The organism is Amycolatopsis acididurans, from assembly GCF_012328925.1.
GTDB classification, from domain to species: Bacteria; Actinomycetota; Actinomycetes; order Mycobacteriales; family Pseudonocardiaceae; genus Amycolatopsis_E; species Amycolatopsis_E acididurans.
In genome coordinates, this window is the sequence record NZ_JAAXLS010000041.1 from 1 (window position 1) to 18,217 (window position 18,217).

General features: G+C 68.4%; 18 protein-coding genes. 6 read left to right on the plus strand and 12 right to left on the minus strand.

Features of this window, described 5'->3' with window-relative positions; genetic code table 11:
- From HFP15_RS33140 to HFP15_RS33150, 3 genes are all read left to right on the plus strand, one after another.
- A partial coding sequence (locus tag HFP15_RS33140; RefSeq protein WP_512699088.1) for a beta/alpha barrel domain-containing protein occupies positions 1-329 on the plus strand: 329 nt, incomplete at its 5' end.
- Between the two features lie 102 nt (positions 330-431).
- On the plus strand, positions 432-701 hold the full coding sequence (locus HFP15_RS33145; RefSeq protein ID WP_168520865.1) for a hypothetical protein: 270 nt from the start codon (positions 432-434) through the stop codon (positions 699-701).
- Between the two features lie 74 nt (positions 702-775).
- Positions 776-1,390: an acetate uptake transporter family protein gene (locus tag HFP15_RS33150; protein ID WP_168520867.1), complete on the plus strand. Its 615-nt coding sequence runs from the start codon at positions 776-778 to the stop codon at positions 1,388-1,390.
- 68 nt (positions 1,391-1,458) lie between these two features.
- Here the strand turns inward: HFP15_RS33150 and HFP15_RS33155 are convergent, their stop codons facing one another.
- Positions 1,459-2,727, minus strand: coding sequence for a PucR family transcriptional regulator (locus tag HFP15_RS33155; RefSeq protein WP_168520868.1), 1,269 nt, complete (start codon positions 2,725-2,727; stop codon positions 1,459-1,461).
- A 261-nt stretch (positions 2,728-2,988) separates the two neighbouring features.
- Here HFP15_RS33155 and HFP15_RS33160 point away from each other — a divergent pair, with 261 nt between their 5' ends.
- Complete coding sequence (locus HFP15_RS33160; RefSeq protein ID WP_168520870.1) at positions 2,989-4,218, plus strand: sensor histidine kinase; 1,230 nt, start codon at positions 2,989-2,991, stop codon at positions 4,216-4,218.
- Positions 4,219-4,222: 4 nt separating this feature from the next.
- On the opposite strand, the gene HFP15_RS33165 is transcribed toward HFP15_RS33160, so the two are convergent.
- From HFP15_RS33165 to HFP15_RS33185, 5 genes are all read right to left on the minus strand, one after another.
- Positions 4,223-4,903, minus strand: coding sequence for a response regulator (locus HFP15_RS33165; protein WP_168520872.1), 681 nt, complete (start codon positions 4,901-4,903; stop codon positions 4,223-4,225).
- A 109-nt stretch (positions 4,904-5,012) separates the two neighbouring features.
- Complete coding sequence (gene fdxA, locus HFP15_RS33170) at positions 5,013-5,330, minus strand: ferredoxin (protein WP_168520874.1); 318 nt, start codon at positions 5,328-5,330, stop codon at positions 5,013-5,015.
- Between the two features lie 16 nt (positions 5,331-5,346).
- The gene (locus tag HFP15_RS33175; protein WP_168520876.1) at positions 5,347-6,345 is read right to left on the minus strand and encodes an NAD(P)/FAD-dependent oxidoreductase; all 999 of its coding nucleotides are present in this window, start codon (positions 6,343-6,345) and stop codon (positions 5,347-5,349) included.
- Positions 6,346-6,412: 67 nt separating this feature from the next.
- Positions 6,413-7,399, minus strand: a complete 987-nt coding sequence (locus HFP15_RS33180) for a R2-like ligand-binding oxidase (protein WP_168520878.1) — start codon at positions 7,397-7,399, stop codon at positions 6,413-6,415.
- Positions 7,400-7,422: 23 nt separating this feature from the next.
- Positions 7,423-8,529: an NDMA-dependent alcohol dehydrogenase gene (locus HFP15_RS33185; RefSeq protein ID WP_168520880.1), complete on the minus strand. Its 1,107-nt coding sequence runs from the start codon at positions 8,527-8,529 to the stop codon at positions 7,423-7,425.
- 246 nt (positions 8,530-8,775) lie between these two features.
- On the opposite strand from HFP15_RS33185, the gene HFP15_RS33190 reads away from it, so the two are divergent.
- Positions 8,776-10,293 (plus strand): aldehyde dehydrogenase family protein, encoded by a 1,518-nt coding sequence (locus HFP15_RS33190; protein ID WP_168520882.1) that lies wholly within the window; start codon positions 8,776-8,778, stop codon positions 10,291-10,293.
- Positions 10,294-10,342: 49 nt separating this feature from the next.
- A complete protein-coding gene (locus tag HFP15_RS33195; RefSeq protein WP_168520884.1) occupies positions 10,343-10,750 on the plus strand; it encodes an SCP2 sterol-binding domain-containing protein in 408 nt (135 codons plus the stop codon).
- 66 nt (positions 10,751-10,816) lie between these two features.
- Here the strand turns inward: HFP15_RS33195 and HFP15_RS33200 are convergent, their stop codons facing one another.
- From HFP15_RS33200 to HFP15_RS33225, 6 genes are read right to left on the minus strand one after another with little or no spacing between them, the layout of a single operon-like run.
- Positions 10,817-11,032, minus strand: coding sequence for a hypothetical protein (locus HFP15_RS33200; RefSeq protein WP_168520886.1), 216 nt, complete (start codon positions 11,030-11,032; stop codon positions 10,817-10,819).
- Positions 11,029-12,156, minus strand: a complete 1,128-nt coding sequence (locus HFP15_RS33205; RefSeq protein WP_168520888.1) for a peptidylprolyl isomerase — start codon at positions 12,154-12,156, stop codon at positions 11,029-11,031. The genes HFP15_RS33200 and HFP15_RS33205 overlap by 4 nt, the downstream gene beginning before the upstream one ends.
- Complete coding sequence (locus HFP15_RS33210; protein WP_168520890.1) at positions 12,153-14,390, minus strand: RND transporter family protein; 2,238 nt, start codon at positions 14,388-14,390, stop codon at positions 12,153-12,155. Before HFP15_RS33210 ends, HFP15_RS33205 begins: the two co-directional genes overlap by 4 nt.
- 3 nt (positions 14,391-14,393) lie before the next feature.
- Entirely contained in the window at positions 14,394-15,692 is a 1,299-nt protein-coding gene (locus tag HFP15_RS33215; protein ID WP_168520892.1) for an MlaD family protein, read from the minus strand.
- A gap of 8 nt (positions 15,693-15,700) precedes the next feature.
- A complete protein-coding gene (locus tag HFP15_RS33220) occupies positions 15,701-16,939 on the minus strand; it encodes an MlaD family protein (RefSeq protein ID WP_246272253.1) in 1,239 nt (412 codons plus the stop codon).
- Positions 16,939-18,216, minus strand: coding sequence for an MlaD family protein (locus tag HFP15_RS33225; protein ID WP_168520896.1), 1,278 nt, complete (start codon positions 18,214-18,216; stop codon positions 16,939-16,941). Before HFP15_RS33225 ends, HFP15_RS33220 begins: the two co-directional genes overlap by 1 nt.
- Between the last annotated feature and the right edge of the window lies 1 nt (position 18,217).

Consider the following 18,217-nt stretch of genomic DNA (forward strand, 5'->3'; position numbering starts at 1 on the left):
AGTACGGCAAGCAGGTGGTGGCCGACATGATCACCGTGGTGGAGGGCCGGGTGGCCCGTATCCGGGAGGTGGCCAAGCTGGGGGTGTCGTTCGTGGAGATCCACGCCGGTCTGGACGAGCAGGCCCGCCCCGGCTACAGCATCCAGACCCTGCTCGATGACGGCCGCGAGGCCGGGGTCCCCTTCTCCATCGCCGGTGGCATCAAGGCCGACACCATCGCCTCGGTCCGCCAGGCCGGCGCCACCGTCGCCGTCGCCGGCGGCGCGATCTACAACGCCACCGACCCCGGCGCAGCCGCCAAGGAACTCAAAAAACGCGCCACCGCCTAACCCGGCCCGCCCGCTACGTGCCCGGCACACCCGCCGGCACGTAGCGGACAAGGCCACCACGCGAGCCGCTTCGGGAGACCTGAAGAGAGAAAGGGAGTCGGCGTGAAAGACCAGGAGTCAGCCGCACACGCTACTTACGGCTCTTTACTGCTGCAGGCCGCGGGAGTGTTGCGGCTGCGCTATGTGCAATGCAAGCGAGATGCCGGCCTGTCCCCGGCCACGGCCGAGGAGCTGGCAAGCGTCCTCGAGGGTATCGCCAAGGGGCATCCCGCCTATGACCAGATCGATCCGAAGGAAGCGATCGCTCTCGCGCATCGCGTGATCGACGACGACCATCCTGAGCTGTCACACATCTGGCCCAGGACCGGGTAAGTGCTCGCAACTCCCAGCAGCACGTAGTTCGAACCGCATCCGAGGATCATTCGCAGCTCAACGAGGAGTACACGATGACCACTGCCGTTGCCACCGAAGCCCCCGTCCGATCCGCACCCGCGGGCGATCCCGCCCTGATCGGGGTGCCCACCTTCATCGTCGGCGCGACCGCGCTCGGCCTGGTGCTCACCGGATACGTCCCGGCAAGCGCTGTCGGCGCCTCGATCGCGATCATCCTGCCCGCCACCGGTCTTGGCCAGCTCATCGCCGCGGTGTGGGCCGCGTCGCTGGGCCAGAACGCGGTCGCCGCTGTGTTCGGGGTGTTCACCGGCTTCTGGCTCAGCTACGCCGCACTCGTGCTCGGGCTGATCCACAACTGGTTCGGCATCTCCGCCGACGCGGCCGTCGCCACCCAGGGCCTGTTCCTGATCGCCTGGCTGGTCACGATCGTGCTGCTGACGCTGGCCACGCTGCGACTTCCCGCGGCCTTCACACTCCTGTTCACGCTGATCGACATCGCGCTCGCGCTCGTGCTCTACGGCACGGTGGGCGGCTCCACGGCGGCCACCACCGTCGGCGGGTACGTCGTGTTCTCGTTCACCGCGGTCGGGGTGTACCTGTTCGCCGGCGCCCTGTCCGCCGCGACGGGCGGCAGGCCCCTGCCGCTGGGCCGTCCGGTGCTGAGCTGAGGTCGACACCGGGTGGGCGCCACGCCTTCGGCGTCCGCCCGGTGTACGGACGTATCACCAGGAACCAGCTACAGGAGCACGGACCTGCCCAGCCAGTGGCAGGCCTTCAGTGCGATCTCGACGTCGAGCCGGTCCGGGTCGATAGGGCGACCGCGCTCCTCTTCCGCCTTACGTACCCGGTAATGCACCGAGTTCCGGTGCAGGGCGAGCTTCTCCGCGGCCGCGACATAGCTGCCCCCGGTCAGCAGGAAGACCCGTAGCGTTTCGCGGAGCCGGGCATGCGACTCGTCGTCGGCGGCGAGCCGGCCGAGAATCTCGATCACCCACGCCCTGGTGGCCGGCAGGTCTTCGCACAGCAGAGCGATCGGACCGACCTCACCGAAGTCGGCTGCCGACGCAGCGGCGGATCCCGCGACGAGCAGTGCGCGTTGCACCTGGCTCGCCTGATCGTGGCTTCGTGTGAAGCCCTCGACCCCGGCCCCCGGCTGCCCCACCGCGACCCTGATACGGCGCCCGAGCGCGTCGAGGGCGGACCGGAAATCCGCGCCGGTGGGCGAGGGGCCCTCCATCGGGAACCAGGCCCAGACCGTCACCTGGTCAGGGGACAGGAACAGAGGCGACAGGGCGCATCCGAGGCGGTGCGCGAGTTCATGGGTGAGCCGCTCCAACCCTGGCCCGCCAGGCTCGAACCGCTCCTCCGGCGGGGCCCAGACGACCAGGCCGAGATGCCGGCGCCCGAGCAGCTGGTAACCAAGCGTCGTCTCGGCGGTCCGGAGATCGACCGCCTTGCCGCGCAGCAGCTCGTGCACCAGGGCCTCGCGGTCCGCGTTGCGCCGCCGCAGCCAGCGTTCACGCTCGTCCTGGTAAGCGGCCAGCACCTGTTCGGTCACGCGGTCGATGTAGTCGAAGGTGATCGCGGTGAGCCGCTGGGCCGTCGCGGCGACGAGCCGGACGTCGGTGACCTCGCTCGTCAGCAGTTCGAGGCCACGCTGAAGGAACGAGTCCTGCCCCAGCCGGTAGGCACGCACGAGCGCCTGCACGGGGACACCGTTCTGGGCGAGGCGGTGGGCGTACTCGATGGCGGTGGCCGGGACGTCCACCCGGTCGACCTCGATTCCGTGCTGCAGGAGGTGCAGCACGGTGCTGAGATTGCCCTCGATCGTCGAGTTCATCAACCTCAGCAGGCGTTCGTCACCGCGCAGCTCCTCGATTTCCTCGACGAGCCGCGCGTAGAGCTGCTGCACGAGTGCGGGCAGGTCGTCGTTGAGCGTCGCCCCGATCGTCGTGAGGTGGGCCGCCACGACTCCCTCCGGGTCGCCCGCTGCTCGAGTCCGCACCCGGCAAACCTAGCCGGGAGGTCACGGGGCGGCTACCGGAGTGGGTTCGTACCGGCTGCACAAATACAACCGGCAGCTTCGTGCGCCGCGCCCGTGCCGGCCGGGGCTCGCCGCTTCCTACCATGTTCCGGCCTTTCCCCACCAACGGCGGTGCGGAGGTACGGAAACATGGTGATGAGCACGGTGGCCGTAGTCGAACCAGTCCGGAACAGACACGCCTCGACACGCCTGGCTCTGGATGAGGTCACCGGTACCACGGCGGTGAGCCGGCTGACCGGGGCCATCCGCATCGGCGTGATCATCGCGGCGACCTTGCTGTTCGCGTTCGGCCCCGAGTCCGTGCGTGCGCATCCCGCCGTGACCCTCTGCTTGGTCGCCGTCGCCTGGTGCTACGGCGTCACGACCGTGTGCCTGCCCAGACTCGAACGCATCGGGACACGCGAGGCGATGGCCGTCGGCTTGGTCGACGCGGTCGTCGCGACCGAGTTGCTGGCCTCCACCGGCGGGAGCACGAGCCCAGCCGTGGCGATCCTGTTCCTGGTGGTCGTGTCGGGCGGCATTCGCATCAGACTGCGTGGTGCGGTGGTGCTGACGTTGGCGATCGCGGCCGCGACCTTCATGGTCGGCATGCTGGCCAACACGGCACCCCCCGTGCACGAGCGGCTCGGCTGGTCGGCGTGGTGGAGCGGTTTCCTGTTCTTCACCGGCCTGCTGGCAGCGGGCATCACGTTCCTCGCCGAACGTCAGCAAGAGCAGGTGCTCGGAGCACAGGCGCGGGCACAGGTCGAACATGATGCCGCCGAATACGAGCGCGAGCTGCGCGACCGGCTGCTGGCGTCCTACCAAGCCCAGCAGGACGGGCTGCGGATCATCCTGCACGAGTTCCGCACGCCGGTGGCGTCGCTGTCCGCGTTGGGCAGCAACCTGGTGCGGAAAGGCGGCACGGAAGAAACTCGCCACATGGCTTCGGTGCTGGTCGCCAGCCACGTCGAGCATCTCGCGGAGATGCTCGACGGGCTGGCCGACGTCGCCCGGATGGAAGGCTCTCCGCTGGGCACGCCGCGCCGGCGGGAGGTGGACCTGGAACAGTTCCTTCTCGCCGCGGCGGACGCCGCCGGTCTCCGGCCTCCCCAGCTCCACCTCGTCGTCACACCCGCGAACGCCCAGGTCGTCGTCGACGTGCGGCTCCGTCGCGTGATCACCAATCTGGCGGACAACGCGGTGCGGCACAGCGAATCCCGGCCCATCGACATCACCGCCCGGGCCGGTGCCCAGGAGATCGAGATCAGCGTGGCCGACCGTGGTCCGGGCCTCCGGCCGGAACAACTGGCCGGTGTCACCGAGAAATACGTCTCGCTCGGGGATTCACGCGGAACCGCCGGCCTCGGGCTGTGGATCGTCGAGCAGATCACCCGGGCCCTGGGCGGACATCTGTATTTCCGGGCGCGGGATGGCGGTGGCCTGCGGGTGGACCTGACCATCCCACGGTGAAGGCCTACTGCTCGCCGGGGTGGAGCAGGCCGTACCAGCCGGCAAGCCCGGCCGCCTCGATCCGGTTCGCGGCGCCGATCTTGTGCAGCAGGCCGGCGACCATGCGTTTCGCGGTGCGTTCCGACACCAGCAGCCGGTGCGCGATGTCTCCGGTTTCGAGCCCTTGCGCCACGAAGGACCACAGCCGGAGTTCCTGCTGGCTCAGTTTGGCCAGCAGGAACTCCGGCGGCTTGCGGGGGGTCGACAGCAACGCCGCGACCATCTCGGGACGCAGCACGCACAATCCGCCGGCGACGCTGAGAATCGGCGCCAGCAGGGCATCCGGATCCGACGATTTCGTCAGGTAGGCGTCGGCGCCGGCCCTGATCGCGGCTTCACCCAGTTCCAGGTCCTCCGACCCGGTCAGTGCGATGATCTTGACCTGTGCTTTGCGCTGCTTGATCGCGCGAATGACGTCCACTCCGCCGAGCGGCGGCATGGCGAGGTCGACCAGCGCCACGTCAGTGCCGGCGTTGATCACCTCCGACACGGCCTCAGCCGGATGCGTGGCCAGGCCTACGACTTCGATCCGGTCCGAGGCGTTGGCGGACAGCAACAAGGACAGACCTTGTGCGAACAGGGCATGATCGTCCACGATGAACACGCGCAATCGCTGATGAGGCGATGCGTTCACATCGTCGGTCATCGACTTTTCCGTACTGGTGCCCGGCATATCGACCTCGTTCCCGGCGGCTCTGCCGGCTTCCACGCTCCGCTGACGCAAACTAACACTCACGGCCCACACACGCGAGGGTTCATTCCGGCTTGGGCAACTCCGCCACGTATCCGGGGTCGGTCACCGGCCCGTCCACGTTGGACGACCCGCCCGGCGAACCGAGCTCGCCGAACAGCTCCCGGCTCGCGTCCTGGAACGGCTTCCACTCGGCGTTCACCTGCTGTGCCGGCCGGATCGCCTCCATCGGACAGGCCGGTTCGCATGCCCCACAGTCGATGCACTCGGCGGGGTGGATGTACAGCATCCGCTCGCCCTCGTAGATGCAGTCGACAGGACATTCCTCGATACAGGACTTGTCCATCACATCGACACAGGGTTCACCGATGACAAAGGCCATCGTGTCTCTCCTTCCCTCACCGCGCCGCGAGCACGGTGACATCCGACGAATGTCCCGGTGCCAACCCGGATTCTGGGCGCAGCGCTGCGGCCGCGTTGTTGACGGCGAGCGCGACCTCACCGAAACCCACCGCGATCAACTTGACCTTGCCGTCGTAGGCGGTGATGTCGCCGGCCGCGAACACACCCGGAACACTGGTACGCATGGCGGAATCGACCATGATGGACCGGTTCTCGATCTCGAAACCCCAGTCGGCGATCGCGCCGAGGCGCATGATGAAGCCCAGCGCCGCCACGACCACCTGGGCGGGCAGCTTCCGCGGTTCGGCCTCGCCCTGGACCGTGACGCTCACCGCGTCGACAGCCGCGGTCCCGGAAATTCCCGCCACCTGGGCGTCGAGTACCAGCTCGCATCCGGATGCGCGCAACCGTGCGACCGAATGTTCGTGTGCGCGAAACTGCCGGCGCCGGTGGATCAGTCGCACGCTGCGAGCACGGTCCACCGCCGCGAGTGCCCAGTCGACGGCGGAATCGCCACCACCGACGACCACCACATCCTTGTGGTCGAATGTGGACAGTCGCGGGACGAAGTAGTGCAGTCCCCGTTCCAGGAAATCCTCCCCGCAGGGAAGTGGCCGCGGGCTTGCCGCGCCGGCCCCGGCCGTGACGATCACGGCACCGGCGACGATCTCCGAACCTTCCGCGGTCGTCACGACCATCCTGCCGGGTTCCCCGCGCAGGCTCCGCGCTTCCTGCCCGAGCACATACACCGGCTCGAACGGCGCCGCCTGTGCCACCAGGTTGTCCACCAGTTGCTGCCCCCTCACGGCGGGGAAACCGGCGACATCGTAGATGTTCTTCTCCGGGTACAGCGCACTGATCTGCCCGCCGACCTGTGGCAGGGAGTCCAGCACCGCCACGGTCAGCCCGCGGAAACCGGCATAGTAGGCGCCGTAGAGCCCAACCGGTCCCGCACCGATCAACAGCAGGTCGACTGTCGTCCGCTTGGAGTTCACGTTCCTGTCCTTCGTCTCACGTTCCGGAGCGCTGGATCGCCGGAGCGACCCAGCACCCGAAACGGCCCTAGGCGGAAGCGCCCGCCAGCGCCGCGGCGGTGGCGGCCTCGTCCTCCTCGGCGAACTTGTCCTCCAGCGACATCGGCGAGTAGTCGTCGTCGATCTCTTCGATCGGGCGGCCGATCGCGCTCTGGATGGACTCCAGACGGCGGTTCACCTTGTCGAGCGCGTAATCGGTCATCTCGTCGGGTGTGATACCGAAGGGAACCTCGTTTTCCGGGAACTGATCGAAGAGGTTCGCGATGAGTTCCAGCGACGGCTGGAGCAGCTCCTGCATACGCTCGTCGACCACGTCGAAGTAGGCCTCGCTGGCTGCGACGTGACGCCTGCAGGTGAAGGTGCCCCAAGCCATGTGGCGTCGCTCGTCATCGCCGATACGCTTGACCACCTCCTGCATCCCCGGCAGGATTCCGCGCTTCGTGCACACCTGCGCCCAGCTGTAGTACCCCGTGAGGGCCAGACAGCCCTCGACGATGTGGTTGTACGTGACGGACGCCCGGATCTGCGCCACAGGTGAAGGATCGTCGGCAAGCGCGTACAGGGAGGCGGGCAGTTCTTCGGTGAAGATCGTCTGGTAGGCGGGGTTGTAGTCGACGTAGTCGTGGAGGTCTTCGGTCAGGCCGATGGCGTCGAACCACAGCCGGAACGCCTGCATGTGCTTGGCTTCTTCGAAGGTGAACTGGGTGAGGTATGCCTCGTCCCCGAGCCGTCCTTCGGCGGCCATCGCGGTCATGAACGGCTGCAGGTCCTGGGTCACCGATTCCTCACCGGCCATGAACTGTGCCGCCAAGGTGCACACCAGCCGCTTCTCGTCAGGGCTCATCTCCGCGAAGTCACGGGCGTCCTGAGAGAAGTCGATCTCAGCGGGATCCCAGAACTTCTTGTTTCCCTTGCGGAAAAGGCGCATCGGAAACGAGTCCATCCGCAGCCCGCCGCCGGCCAGGCTTCCGAAACCGCTTCGCTTGCCATGTTCGATCGAGCGATTGATTGGCATGATCACTCCTTTGTTTCGTGCCGTCAGAACCGGATCAGGCCGCGGATGTTGCGGCCCTCCAACATGTCCTGGTAGCCCTGGTTGATGTCTTCGAGCCGGTACTCGCGGGTGACGAGCTCGTCGAGCTTGAGCCGGCCGAGGTTGTACAGCTCGAGCAGGCGCGGAATGTCGTGCTGCGGGTTGGACGAACCGAACAGTGCGCCGCGGATCTGCTTTTCGTAGAGGGTCAGCTCGAACAGCGACGCCGAGACCGCCAGCTCCTCGGGATGACCGATCGCCGTCACCACCACACGGCCGCGCTTGCCGACGAGCCCCAGCGCGGGTGCGATGTACTCGCCCTCGGCGACGCCCGTGGTGATGACGCAGGCATCCGCGAGCTGGCCGCGGGTCAGCTGGCTGACGATGTCCCACGCGGCGTCCATCGACTCGGCCGTGTGTGTCGCACCGAATTCCATGGCCTTGGTGCGCTTGAACTCGACCGGATCGACGGCCACGATGTAGCGTGCGCCCGCGAGCTTCGCGCCTTGCACCGCGTTCATGCCGATACCACCGACGCCCATGACCACAACCGTGTCGCCGGCTTTGACCTCGGCGGTGCGAACCACACTGCCCACGCCGGTCGTCACGCCGCAGCCGACGAGCGCCGCCTTGTCCAGCGCCATGCCGTCGTCCACCTTGACGACGGAGGCCATCGGCACGACGGTGTATTCGGAGAACGTGCCGAGCACGCACATCTGGCCGACATCCTCGCCACGGGCGTGGAATCGGTAGGTCCCGTCCAGCTGCGGACCGAGGATGATGGAACCGCCGAGATCGCACAGGTTCGTCATGCCGCGGGCGCAGTACGAGCAGCGGCCGCACGCCGGCAGGAAGCTCAGTACCACCGAATCGCCCACTTCGACATCGGTGACGCCCTCGCCGACCTCGACCACGGTGCCGGCGCCCTCATGGCCACCGACGACCGGGAACGGGATGGGGATATCCCCTGTCACAAGGTGTTCGTCAGAGTGACAGAGACCGCTCGCGGTGAGCTTGACGAGCACCTCCCCCGCCTTGGGCGGATCGAGTTCGACCTCCTCGACCTCCCACTTCTGGTGCTGGCCCCAGAGCACTGCGGCTTTGGTCTTCATTTCCTCACTCCCTCGTCGTCGAAGGCGCGCCTGGCAACGGCCGCGAATCAGCATCGCGCGATCACGGGCGTACCGGCCGGTCCTCGCGCGCCAGCCGTGGCCCCGCGGTGCCATCCGCCCGGCGCCGCGAACGTCGGAAGGGCGGCCCCGGAAGGCCATCGTTGGCCTGCCCGGTCGTCGCCGGCGGCGGCCGGCGGACGGCACAGTCACGAGACGGACCACGCGAAGAGAAGGCGAGTGTGGAACATGACAACCGAAGCCCCGCCCGTCCCGGTGCGGCGCGAACCGCCCCAGGTTGTGCGCCCTCTGCTCGGCAGAGCCGGAAACAGCATCGTGGTGGGCGGGATCGCGGGCCCAGCGGCCGATGGTTCGGACATCCCCACCATCGACCCCGCCACCGGTGAAGTCCTGGCCCGGATCGCCGCCGGCTCATGCTTCGACGTCGAGCGGGCCGTCGCGTCGGCATCGCGGGCCTTCCCGAGCTGGCGGTCCCTCAAACCCGCCGCCCGTGGCCGCATTCTGGCCGACCTGGCGGACCTCATCGAGCGCAACGCCGAAGAGCTGGCCGTGCTGGAAACGCTGGACAACGGCAAGCCGCTGACCGAGTCGCAGTACCTCGACGTGGCGATGGTGGCGGAAGTCTGGCGCTACTTCGCCGGCTGGTGCACGAAGGTCGCCGGCGAAACGCTGCCCGTGTCACCTCCGGTCGGCGAGTCATTCGTCTACACGCGACGCGAGCCACTGGGCGTGATCGGCGCGATCGTGCCGTGGAACTTCCCGCTGCTGATCGGTTCGTGGAAGCTCGCACCGGCGCTCGCGGCAGGCAACACCGTCGTTCTCAAACCGTCGGAGCTCACGTCGTTGAGCGCCCTGCGGCTCGTCGAACTCGCGCTGGAGGCGGGCCTTCCTCCCGGTGTGCTGAACCTCGTCACCGGCTATGGCACGGAAGCGGGACAGGCCCTCATCGATCACCCCGGAGTCGCCAAGGTCTCGTTCACCGGCTCCACCGCCACGGGACGCCGCATCGTGACCGCCAGCGCCGCGAGCCTGAAGAAGCTGACGCTCGAACTCGGCGGGAAATCCGCCAATATCGTCTTCCCCGACGCCGACCTCGCGGCGGCCGCGCAGGGTGCGCTGACCGGGATCTTCCTCAATCAGGGCCAGGTCTGCTGCGCGGGCTCGCGGCTTTTCGTGCACCGGGATGTCGCCGACGACCTGATCGCCGAGCTTTCCGTTGCGGCGGGCGCGATACAGCTGGGTCACGGCTTGGCCGACGACACGGACATGGGGCCCCTGATCTCGGCTGCTCAGCTGGAACGCGTCCAGGGTTACGTCACGTCCGGGGTCGAGCAGGGTGCCGACCTCGTCTGCGGCGGCGACCGCCCGGGAGGCGAGTTCGCCGATGGCTTCTTCCTGCGTCCCACGGTGTTCTCGAACGTCGGTGACCACATGACGATCGCCCGTGAGGAGATCTTCGGCCCGGTGCTGTCGGTTCTCACCTTCACAGACGAGGACGAAGTGGTGCGGCGGGCCAACAGGTCCGAGTACGGCCTGGCCGCCGGACTCTGGACCAACGACGTCAAACGGGCTCATCGGGTCGCGCACGCGCTGGAAGCGGGCACCGTCTGGGTGAACATGTACAACATGCTCGACCCGGTGGCGCCTTTCGGCGGCTACAAGGCGTCGGGATACGGCCGGGATCTCGGCGCGGAGTCGCTGCTGGGCTACACGCAGACCAAGGCTGTCTGGATCGGCCTGGACTGAAATCTCAGCCAGGTTTTCGTCAACCCGTGATAACACAAAGGAGTGATTGATGCCCGCCTTCAAAGATGACGCGGAGATCTACGACTACATCGGTGGAATCTTCGAGCAGGGACTCGCCGACGCCGAACTCGGCCCGAAGCTCGCCGCCTCCGGTGTCACCCTGCAGATCACCTACACCGATCCCGACGCGGTACTGACCATCGATTTCGCCGGCGGGAAGGTCGTCAGCGGTGCGACCGATCTCCAGCCGAATGTCGAGCTGTTCATGTCCGCCGACACCGGCAACCGGTTCTGGCTGGGCAAGGTCAATCTCTCCATGGCGATGGCGAAAGGCCAGGTGCGCGCGAAGGGCCCGGTCTCGAAGATCCTGAAGCTGGTGCCGGCCGCGAAAGCCCTTTTCCCGGCCTACCAGCAGCGGCTCGATGCCGATGGCCGCACCGATCTCATCAACGCCTGACGCTTCGACGCGAAGAGGCCCGTTGTCCCAGCATCAGCTGGTTCAACGGGCCTCTTTCCATGCCGGTCAGAACGCGGACGCCACTCCGAAAGCGGCGAGCAGGAACGCGACGACGTAACAGGCCAGCCCACCGCGCCGCAACACGGCGGCACGGTGGGCGCGATCGCGCTCGGAAAGCGCACCAGGGGCCAGTCTGGGGGCGTTGCGCCGGCCCCACCGGCCCAACGCACCCACCGCCGCGGCGAGCGCGAGCAGTACGAGTGCCTGTACGAGCGGCCTCATTTCGGTTGCGCCGCGGGACTTTGCTGAAGCGGCGGCGGCGAGTCGGCGTCGGCGGGCTGGTAGGCGTCGGCGTAGCGCACGTGCCCGTCGCTGATCCGCTGCGCCAGCCAGTTCCGCCACGTGCCCAACGCCTTTTCCAGCACGAGATCCTGCTTGAGCTGGTCCTTGACCTGATCGAACACCGCGGGCGTGGCAGGCACCACGTGCACGACCTGGCCGACGTTCCACCCGTACTGCGTCTGAACCGGCCCGAAGATCTGGCCGGGCTGGGCAGCGAACGCGGCATCGGCGTAGGTCTTGTCGAGCTGGTTGGCAGCGACTTCGCCGAGGTCCCCGCCTTTGTCGCGGGTGCTGCCGTCCACGCTGTAGCGCTGCGTTTCCGCGCTGAACGGTGTCCCGCCTCGCAGGTCGGCGACCACCTGATCAGCTTGCTCCTTCGTCGAGACGACGATATTGGACAGCTGTCGTTTCTCCGGTGTCGCCAGTTGTGCGCCACGCGTGGTGAACGCGGAGCGCACCTCGTCATCGCTCACCGTCGTCCCCGCGGTGATCTGATTGAACAACTGGGACACGGTCATTTGCCTGCGGATCTCGTCCAGCACCGCCTGCTCCGACGTACCCGCGTCGCCGAGGGCCTGGACGAACTGGTGCTGCGCGTCGGGGCCGTCGCCGAGTTGCCGGCTGACGAACTTGGTCAGGGTGTCGCGCGCCGTCTTGTCCGCGACGGTCACATTCGCATCCCGCGCGGCCTGGTCGAGCAACAGGCTCACGGCGTAGGACTTGGCCGCGTCGCGCCGGAAACCGTCCAGTTTGGCCTCGTCCGTGGGTGGCTGGACCCCGTAGAGTGCGCGCAGGGTCTGCACTTCCTGGTTGAGCTCGTCGATACTCACCACACGACCGCCGACCTCGAAGGCGGCACCAGCGGGCAACTGAGTCGACTGATACCAGTAATAGCCGCCACCACCGGCGGCGGCCAGCAACGCCACGACGGCGAGCGCGATCCACCGGCCCCGGCGCGTCCTCGGTAGGCGGGGACGCCATCGTGGCCGCCCCGATCGCCTCTCGTCCACATCGGACTCGGAGGCCACCTCGTCGGCGACTTCCTCGTGCGCGTCGATGGTCATGACGTCACCTCTGCCAACATGTCGGGTTCTTCTTCGGACAGAGCGGATTCCGGGGCGGCAGAACTGCCGGGCCGAACGGTTGCCCACACGACACCGGCCGCCGACCCGAGTGCGAGCACCACCGAGCAGGCGAGCAGGATCCCGAAATCACGCACAACGGCGAGCCCGGACAAGGCGAGCACGCCGTATCCCACCGCGGATGATGCGGTGGCGAGCAGTACCGACCTGCGAAGCGAGCGGTCGCCACTTCGTGCCGCGGCCGCCAGCACGACGGTGAATTCGCAGCCGACGGCCGCCGTCAGAGATCCCAGGGCGGCGGTGACCGGGCTCAACGGAACTCCCGTCACCGCGAGTACCAGCAAACCGAGACCTGTCGCGATCGCGGCGGCGACGACAGCCCGCAGAGCGTCGCCGCGCCGCCGCAGGCCGATGCCGAGGACCACTCCGGCGGCGACGATGCCCGCGACGTTGCTGAGCACGCGCTGGCCCGAGACCAGTTCGTCGCCGCGTACGGCGGCCATCGGCAGGCCGGTGAGTTCCGCGTGGTAACCGGCGGGCACCGGGGGCAGCCCGGCCAGCATCTGGTCCCGCAGCCGGCGCAGTTCACCGATGTTGTCCATGTGCACGCCGAAGCTGAGCTGCGCCATCTTCAGGTCGCTGCGGAACACCGCGCCGGACAGGTACGGCGGCAACAGACGCACCCCGGCGCTGACCTGCTCCGCGCTCGGCTGGGGGCCGAGGAATCCGAGCAGGCTCGACGGTGAGATCGCGGGGCGTGCACGATCACCGAAACCGGCCACGATGCCGTCCTGCGCCTGACGCATCCACGTGATGGCCTCGGGCGAGAGCACGTTGTTTCCGGTGAGCACCACATCGGCCTCGCCGGAGGAACCGATCACCGATTCGGCGTAGCGCGCGTCCGACAAGGCCGGCAGCCCGTCGGCGAAGTTCTCGATGTTGGTTTCCAGGGGGAACGACGACAGCCCGGCCCAGCCGAGGACCGCCAGCGCCGTCAGCGCGATCACGCCCGCGAACCGGAGCCCGCGCGGTGCTGCCGCCGGCGGCGACGGGACCGGCGCGGCCGGCGTGGCCGCGCCCGGGCCTGCGAGGCGCACGGCCAGCAGCCCGAGACCGACCGCGAACAACACGCCCATCGACAGACTCATGCCCAGGTCCCGCACGAACGGCAGCGGGGACAAGACCAGGGTGACGAAGCTCGCCGACGTTCCGGCAGCGACGACCAGCACCACCCGTCGTCGAGCTTGGTGCGCCAGGTAGGTCGGGTAGTAGCTGCCGACCCCGAGCAGCACCGACAGGAACGCGACGACGCCGAGGGAGAGTGGATGGTCCAGCCAGCCGAACACCGCGAGCGTCATGCCGATCGCGATCACGGTGGTGGCCACCGGCAGCAACCGGCGCCGCCGCCGTGTCCATGGCACGACCAGGAAGCACGCCCCCACCGCCAGCAGGGCCGCGATTCCGATCAGCGGCACCTCTCGCCGGACTTGCCCGCTCAATGCCGTCGCCAATACCGGCACACCGGAGACCGTGACCTTCGCGTCCGGCAGGTGGGCGGCGTCGACCGTGTTCCGCACCCCGTCGGTGAGCCGCGCGGTCGCGGTCTCGTCGAGTCCTTGGGCGGGGCGGATCAGGATCGCGACACTGTGGTCGTTGGGCACCACGAACCGCCACTGCGACCGCGGGCGACCGTTACCGTCGAAGACCACCGAGTTGACGAACGCGGGGTTGTGCAGAGTCGGCAGTCCCGCGGGCATGGCCTGCACCAGCAAAGGGCCGTAACGGGCGTCGAACTCCTGCAGTGCCCGCGGTCCCTGTTGCCGGACCGCGTCCCGTCGCCCGGAAAGCTCGGCGAGCAGGTTCTGCGTCTGCCCCGCGATCTGGTTGAGCACCGTGGCCGGGCCGTACACGGTCGCCACGGCGGGCAGCGTCGACAACCGCCCCTCAAGACCGAGCAGCGGGCCGAGGTGCGACTGGTCGAGCAGCTGAGCGGCCTGCGGGGACTCGAGCAGAACCACGACGGGATCTCCACCGAACGCGCGGGCGAAGTCCTCCAGCTGTGCGCTCGCGGGATCGTCCGCCGGCAGGAACGAGCCGACCGTCGTCTCGACGCGCACCTGCGCCAGCCCCAAGCCCAGGAACGCGGCCGCGAGGAGGAGACCCACCGCCGCGGCGAGGCCGCGGCGCGTGGGCTTGCGTGGCCGGGGTAGGCGCATCGGTCAGTTCCCCTCCTTGCGCACGTGGGGGTACGTGCCGTTGAACGGGCCCGGCCGAGCCGCCTGCCCCGGCGCCGGATAGGGATTCCACTTGTCCAGCGCGGGAATCCGGTTGAGGTTTAGTGGCAGCCCGCTCAGGCTTTGCTCGTTGAAGATCAGGAAGGCGCGCAACGCGAAGCCGTTGCCGTCACCGCGGGCCAGCGCCTGGCCGGTGTTGGTGAACATCGCCGCGATGTCGCGGCCGTAGGGCTGCAGGTATGCCAGCATCGGGTTGACGTCGCCCAGGGCCACGTTCAACGTCGGCAGCAGCTGATGTGCGTCGGCCGCCAGTACCGGGGTCCGGCCGAGCGTGGCCGGGGCACGGTCGAGCACCCCGTTGAGCGAGGGCAGCAGTCCCCGCAGGTCCGCCGCGGTCTGCGGAAGCTGCCGCAGCGCCACGTCGAGGTCGGGGGCCGCCGTGCGGAGGTTGGCCGCGACGGGCCCGAGCGCGGCCGACAACTGGTCCAGACCGGTGCTGGCCGAGCGAGCGGTGGTCAGCAAGCCCGGCAGTTCCCGCATCACCGTCTGGATGTCGCCGCTTCCGGCGGAGGTCGCCCTGGTGAGAGTGTCCGCATCGGACACCAGCTGCGCGATCTGACCCTGCCGGGTGTCGAGCGCGGCGACCAGCGTCGCGGCATCCCCGGTCAGCCGCTTGAGCTGATCGGACTGCGCGGCCAGCGCGTCCATCGCGCCCTTGCCCTGCCGCCCGAGTTCGCCGAGTCCGCTCAGTGCGGCCGCCAGGTCCCCCGCCGTGCCGTCGGTCGCGGCGCCGAGCGAGCGCAACGTCCCGGCCAGTTCCTGGCGCGGGCCGCCTTCGAGGCTGGTGAGCACGTCGTTGAGCTCGACCGCGGGCTTCGCCGCGTCCGGTGGCAGCGCGGACCCACTCGCCAGCGGTGTCCCGCCGCCGTCGTGTACGTCGACGTAACTCTCCTCGACCAGGGTCTTCTGCCGGATCCGCACGGTCGCGCCCTGATGCAGTGGTGCGACGTCGGAGTCGAGCTGGACCGTGACGTGGGCCTGTGCGCCATCGGGTGTCACCTCGACGACTTTGCCGACCGGGACGCCGGCGACCATCACGTCCGCGTCGTTCACCAGGTTCGACACCGCGGCAACGGTGAACGACGTGCGGTATCCGGCCGAGCTGAACGGCAGCCTGCCGCCCGAATTCACCCACAGCCAGCCGAAGAACACCGCACAGGCCGCCGTGAACACGAGCAGCACAAGAAGCCGGATGAGCGGCAGCGCCGCGTGAGAGATCCGCATGATCCCACCTAGCGTCGGGTCGGGCTGGACAGGTTCTTCAACAGCGGCAACGAACTCGGTGTGAATTCGACGAGGCCGCGGGTGATGCCGCCGTTGGCGTCGCGCAGGCTGCCGACCGACGTCGTGTTGTAGACGAACGCCCCCAGGTCGCCGAGGTAAGGCACCAGCCCCGCGGTGACCGGATCCAGCCGGGCCGTGATCTCGTGGAGATCGGGAAGCGATGCGTTGAGGTCCCCCACGACGGGCCGCAGGTCACGCACGACCGGCACCGCACCGTCGATCACCGGGCGTGCGGCGTCGACCGTGCTGCCGATCTGGTCGACGGTCTTGGTCAGGCGAGACAGTGAATCCGGCAAGGTGCCACTGGCCTGGCGAAGGTTGTCCAGCGTGGGATCGAGTTCGCCGGACAGGGACTGGACACTGTCGGTCGCCTGTTTGAGCTGACCGGCCAGATCGGGCAGCTGGGACAGCGCCTGATCCAGCGGGCCGCTGTTCGCGCCCACCGATTGCAGCGTCTGTTGCAGAGTGCCGGCGAGATCGGCCAGCCGCGTGTCGTCGCCTCCGACGGTCTTGGAGATCTGCGACAGCGCGGTGACGAGTTTGGCCAGCGTGTCCTTGCGCGTCTGCAGCCTGGCGACGACCGGCTGGAGGTCCCTGGCGACCTGGTCGGTCGCGCCCACTCCCCCGGCGAACTGCTCGGGTGCCTTGGCGAGGGCGACGTCCGACTCGTTCAGCAGCGTCGTCAGTGCGGCGCGGGTGCTGGTGTCGAGGTGCGCGAGAACCTCGTCGACCTGGACCGGGCTCCGGGAATGGCCGGCAGGCAGCACACCGTCCTCCGGCAGCGGTTTTCCGGCATTGTCACCGGGATCGAGTTCCACGTACATCTCGTTGAGCGGGCTCTTCGGCCGCAGCACGACGGTCGCGTTGTCGTATACCGGGTACTTGTCCTCGATCGACAGCTGGAGCTGGGCTTTCCCGTCGCCGGATACCCGTGCGCTGGTGATCTGCCCGACCGAGACACCCGCGATGCGCACTTCCTGCCCGTTGCCCGGGCTGACCGCGGGTGCTTCGTCGAAGGTCGCCCAGAAGACATGCCGGCTCTGCCATGGCCAGATCGCCCGTTGCTGGCTGAGGATGACGCCGCCCGCGGTGAGGCCCAGCACCACCGCGACGGCGAGGATCAGCACGTTCCGGCGCAGCGCGCGTTCGGAACGCACACGCTGCCAGAGGGTTCGCAGCCGCCTCATCATCGTCCTCCCTGTCCGCTCAGCACCGCGAGGTTGCTGAACAGCTGCTCCAGGCTGATCGGCAGGCCGCCGAGGCTGCCCGGTGCGATACCGGGCGCGAAGGCGAGGTTGGCGCCGTTCGCGCTCGTCAACGACGACACCCTGTCGAGCTCGGCCACGAGGTAGCCCAGTTCCTGGTAGAACGGCTTACCGTCGCCCGAACCCGCATAGCGGCCGGTGCCCTGGTAGGGCGAGAGCACGGTTTGCATGATCGGGCCGTTCACGCGCTGCAGCACCGGGCCGCGCACGTCGTCGAGCGTGGTGGTCAGCCGAGGCGCGGTCGGCACCAGGTTCTCGACGAGCGGGCGGGCGTCGCTCAGCAGTCCGTCGAGGTCGGCGACCAGGGGACGCGCACTGGCCACGACGGGGTCCGCGTGCTGCAGTGCGGTGTCCAGCCGCTGAACGACCGGCAGCGCCGGCCCGGACGTGTCGCCGAGTTTGTGCAGGGTGCCGTCGAGCCGGTCGAGGCCGGCCTTCGTCCTGTCCAAAGTAGAGGGAAGGAGGGCCAGGGTCCGATTGAGATCTTGGGCTCGTCGCCCGAGAACGTCGCTGGCCGTACCCAGGTTGTCCAGAATGGACTCGAGCTGACCCTGCCGCTCGGTGAGGGTTCGTGCCGTCGACTCCAGACCGCTCACCAGCGTGGTCAGGTCGGAGCCCGGATTCATACCCTGCGCCGCCCGCAACACCTCGGCGGTGGGACCGAGCATCGACGGCGCATCGGCGAGCAGTCGCTTCACGCTCGGCTGGGCGCTGGTCAGGCCGCCGTCGAGTTCCTTGAGCGTGCCCTGGGTCGCGGCGAGCGTGTTCGGGGGCAACGCGTCGATGACCTGGTCCAGTTCCACCGGCGTCTTCGTGCGCTCGGCCGGGATCCTGCCGTCGAACGGCCCGGTCTCGCCGCCGGGCACCAAGTCGACGTAGTACTTGCCGCCGAGCAGCGTTGCCGGGCGGATCACCGCGGTGGGCGCCGAACGCAGCTTCGCGGGCGCGTCGTCATCGATCTTGAGGTGAACCACGGCCTTCCCGTCGGGTGCCTGGTCCACAGCGGTGACCACACCGACCGGTATGCCGGCGATCTTCGCCTGGGTCTGGTAGGGCTCCAGCTTGTAGTCGCGCGCGAAGTCGGCGGTGATCGTCGTGCCGGGTCGCAGTGTGGTGATGATCCGGTCCTTCGTGAACAGCACCGCCCCGGCGACCAGCGCCACCACGATGAAGGTGATGCCGAGCCCGAACCGTGTCATC

Excerpts from the sequence above, each read along its gene's own strand:
- HFP15_RS33210 (WP_168520890.1), bottom strand. The coding sequence starts at position 14,390 with ATGCGCCTACCCCGGCCACGCAAGCCCACGCGCCGCGGCCTCGCCGCG.
- fdxA (WP_168520874.1), bottom strand. The coding sequence starts at position 5,330 with ATGGCCTTTGTCATCGGTGAACCCTGTGTCGATGTGATGGACAAGTCC.
- HFP15_RS33195 (WP_168520884.1), top strand. The coding sequence starts at position 10,343 with ATGCCCGCCTTCAAAGATGACGCGGAGATCTACGACTACATCGGTGGA.
- HFP15_RS33200 (WP_168520886.1), bottom strand. The coding sequence starts at position 11,032 with ATGAGGCCGCTCGTACAGGCACTCGTACTGCTCGCGCTCGCCGCGGCG.
- HFP15_RS33225 (WP_168520896.1), bottom strand. The coding sequence starts at position 18,216 with ATGACACGGTTCGGGCTCGGCATCACCTTCATCGTGGTGGCGCTGGTC.
- HFP15_RS33205 (WP_168520888.1), bottom strand. The coding sequence starts at position 12,156 with ATGACCATCGACGCGCACGAGGAAGTCGCCGACGAGGTGGCCTCCGAG.
- HFP15_RS33220 (WP_246272253.1), bottom strand. The coding sequence starts at position 16,939 with ATGAGGCGGCTGCGAACCCTCTGGCAGCGTGTGCGTTCCGAACGCGCG.
- HFP15_RS33165 (WP_168520872.1), bottom strand. The coding sequence starts at position 4,903 with ATGACCGACGATGTGAACGCATCGCCTCATCAGCGATTGCGCGTGTTC.
- HFP15_RS33150 (WP_168520867.1), top strand. The coding sequence starts at position 776 with ATGACCACTGCCGTTGCCACCGAAGCCCCCGTCCGATCCGCACCCGCG.
- HFP15_RS33190 (WP_168520882.1), top strand. The coding sequence starts at position 8,776 with ATGACAACCGAAGCCCCGCCCGTCCCGGTGCGGCGCGAACCGCCCCAG.
- HFP15_RS33180 (WP_168520878.1), bottom strand. The coding sequence starts at position 7,399 with ATGCCAATCAATCGCTCGATCGAACATGGCAAGCGAAGCGGTTTCGGA.
- HFP15_RS33215 (WP_168520892.1), bottom strand. The coding sequence starts at position 15,692 with ATGCGGATCTCTCACGCGGCGCTGCCGCTCATCCGGCTTCTTGTGCTG.
- HFP15_RS33185 (WP_168520880.1), bottom strand. The coding sequence starts at position 8,529 with ATGAAGACCAAAGCCGCAGTGCTCTGGGGCCAGCACCAGAAGTGGGAG.